The 2,246-nt window shown below is 54.5% G+C and carries 2 protein-coding genes; both read left to right on the forward strand.

The features are described 5' to 3' along the window. The coding region (locus HMPREF1631_RS01950) for a collagen binding domain-containing protein (RefSeq protein ID WP_034231796.1) at positions 1-678 on the forward strand (678 nt) is incomplete at its 5' end. Continuing rightward, on the forward strand, positions 678-2,246 hold the full coding sequence (locus HMPREF1631_RS01955) for a SpaH/EbpB family LPXTG-anchored major pilin (protein ID WP_034231798.1): 1,569 nt from the start codon (positions 678-680) through the stop codon (positions 2,244-2,246). The genes HMPREF1631_RS01950 and HMPREF1631_RS01955, both read left to right, overlap by 1 nt.

Below are 2,246 nucleotides of genomic sequence, written 5' to 3' on the forward strand. Positions count from 1 at the left end.
GCGCGTTTTAAGCTGACCGGTCCGCGGGGGAAGAATCCCCACGGGTATGGGAAGGAACTGGTCACCGACGAAAACGGGATTCTTTCCTTCGACGGGCTGGACTATGGCGTGGACTACACGCTGCGCGAGACTGCCGCGCCGAAGGGATACGCACTTGATCCCACGGAGCACAAAGTGCAGGTGAAGGACGACAGCGAGCCGGTGAAGAATCTGCGTTTTTACAATCGGCTCTCCACAGCCAATATTAAGCTGCTGAAAACCGACGGTGATGGGAGGCCGTTGTCGGGTGTGCGGTTTGGGTTGTGTGATTTGTTGGGGAAGTGTGTTGTGTTGCCTGACAGTGATTCCGGGGGGTTGATTGGTTTTAGTGTTGTGCGGGGTAGGGAGTATGTTTTGCGGGAGTTGGATACTGTTGCCGGTTATGCTCTTTTGCCTCAGCCGGTTCGTTTTGGTGTGGACGGTGACGGTGCGGTGAGTGTTGCAGACGGTGGTGTGGACAGTGTTTCTGTGGGAAGGTCCGGTGGTTATTCGGTTTTGCGTGTTGTGAATTATCGGCAGGGGCGTGTGCCGTTGTCGGGTGGTTTTGGTTTTTATTGGTTTGTGCTGCCGGGTTGTCTGGTTTTGGCTGCCGGTGTGTTTGTGTTGTTTAAATTTAAAAGGGAAGGAAAGTTAGGGTAATGTTACGCAGGTTTGTGGTGTTTGTTTCCGGTTTTGCCGCGTTGTTGGGGGGTTTGTGCGGTGTGTTGTGTGTTTCCCAGGCTGTTGCCGATGAGACGGGCAGTATTCATGTGCATAAGTATAAGGGTGCCCCGGATGCGTCTTTGAAGCATGACGGTACGGAGCAGAGTGTTTCGGGCCGGGATCCGCTTGAGGGGATTGATTTTGATGTGTATGAGGTTACGGGTCTGGATCTGAAGAAGAATGATGATGTGAAGGTTGCTTCGCAGATCGGGCAGATGAAGCTGACTGCCGCGCAGGTTGCCGGGGGTAAGATCACGGTTGGGGGCACGGATTATGTTTTGGAGAAGAAGTATTCGGTCAAGACGGGTGCCGACGGTAAGGCTGATTTTGCGCCGCTGACCGGTTACCGTGTGTATGTGGTGAATGAGGATTTGGCTGCTTCGGCGCCGGTGGGTGTGGATAAGTCGCAGATTACTCCTTCTGCTCCTTTTACGGTGAATCTTCCCTTTACGGTAAAGGACGGGGATAATGCGGGTAAGACGAAGCAGGTTTTTGATGTGCATGTGTATCCGAAGAATGCGGTTAATACGTTTACCAAGGCTGTTGAGGATGCCGGTTTGGGTGTCGGCGGGGAGTTTTCCTATACGCTGTCTGCCACGCCGGTGATTACCGATACCGACGGTGACGGTAAGGTGGATGCCGCGGATTTGGGCGGATGGTTTTCTTTCCGGGATAAGCTGCCGGGAAATGTTTCCTATAAGAGTGTGCGGGTAACGGTAAACGGTGCCGAGGCGCAGGCGGATGCCGATTATACGGTGGATACGGCTACGGCCGGTACGGTGGAGATTAAGTTTACGCCTGCCGGTATTGCCAAGGTTGTTGCCGGGGGTGAGGTGAAGGCTGTTGTTACGGCGGTGTTTGCCAAGACTGCGGAAAACGGTCTGACGGAGAACGAGGCGGAGTTTTTCCCGAATAAATATACCCATGATCAGGGCCGGGGTGTGAAGTCGAATAAGGTTGTGACGAAGCACGGTGATATTGTGGTGCATAAAACCGGTGCCGCGGGTGCCGATCTTGCCGGTGCGGAGTTTGAGATTCACCGGGCTACAGGCAGTGACTGCGCGGCCGGTTACGGGGAGCGAATCGGCGAGGTACAGACTTCGGATGCCAAGGGTTTGGTGAAGTTTTCCGGTTTGCAGCTCTCGGATTGGGTAAACGGTAAGAGTGTCGAGGCCGGGCAGGTTAAGCCTTACTGTGTGAAAGAGGTTAAGGCTCCTTCCGGTTACCAGCTTCTTCCCGAGCCTGTGGCTGTGAAGCTGACTAAGGAGGGCATGGTTGAGGTGACACCGGGCACGACTGACTGGGCCGGTCTTACATCGGGCGGGCAGAACGCGAAGGTGGCTGTGGGGAAGAACGGTGTTACGGTGGAGAATTACCGTAACAGTGCCCTGCCCCTGACAGGCGCGGCCGGTATTACCCTGTTAAGCCTCGCGGGTCTGGTTATTCTTTCCGCAGGCGTATACGCAGCCGGCGGATTCAGAAGAAAAGAAAAGAAAACAGCATAA

It is taken from the genome of Arcanobacterium sp. S3PF19 (assembly GCF_000758825.1).
Lineage (GTDB): Bacteria > Actinomycetota > Actinomycetes > Actinomycetales > Actinomycetaceae > Arcanobacterium_A.